General features: G+C 33.6%; 1 protein-coding gene and 1 pseudogene. Both read left to right on the forward strand.

The genetic code is table 11. The features are described from left to right. A partial coding sequence (locus tag LS72_RS10560; protein ID WP_034555754.1) for a glycoside hydrolase family protein occupies window positions 1-372 on the forward strand: 372 nt, incomplete at its 5' end. Beyond that, window positions 362-664 (forward strand): annotated as a pseudogene (locus LS72_RS10565) (hypothetical protein); the annotation flags it as partial. The gene LS72_RS10560 and the pseudogene LS72_RS10565, both read left to right, overlap by 11 nt.

Raw genomic sequence — 664 nt, forward strand, 5'->3', positions numbered from 1 at the left:
ATAGGCTATGGGAGAAATATAGAATCTAATCCTTTAAGCGTAGAGGAAAACAAACTCCTAAAAGATGGCAAGGTCTCTAAAAGCGTAGCTATGCGTTGGTTAAAAGAGGAGTTAAGTAGAAGCTATGATAGCCTTGATAGAAATTTTAAGTTTTTTAAAGCCTTGCCTCTAAAAAAACAAGGGGCATTAGTAGATATGGTTTATAATCTAGGATTTTCTAAGTTTAAAACCTTTAAAAACACACTTAAAGAAATAGAGCTTAGAGATTATGAGAAAGCCGCACAAAGGCTAGAGGCTTCACTTTGGTATAAACAAGTTAAAAATAGAGGCAAAGTTATAGTAGGGTTTATAAGGGGAAGTGATGAATTATAGTATTGCAGGTAATGTGGTTTTAAGTATTTTGCTTGTGGTATTGGGATTTTTTTATAAGGATTCTTTAAAAGAGCAAGAGCGATTAAAACTGCAACTAACTTTAGAAAGTGAGAATACTTCAAAACTCAATAAGGCTTTACAACTTCAAAATGAAGCTTATAAGGAATTAATGGTGGTTAAAAGTGAATCTCCACCTCAAAAACAAAGGATAGAAAAGGTTTTTATTAAAGATGAGAGCTGCAAAGCAGAGCTAGAGGCTTATAAGCAACTCTTTAAGGAGTTAGGGCAACCC

The organism is Helicobacter apodemus, assembly GCF_000765745.2.
Classification (GTDB): Bacteria; Campylobacterota; Campylobacteria; order Campylobacterales; family Helicobacteraceae; genus Helicobacter_D; species Helicobacter_D apodemus.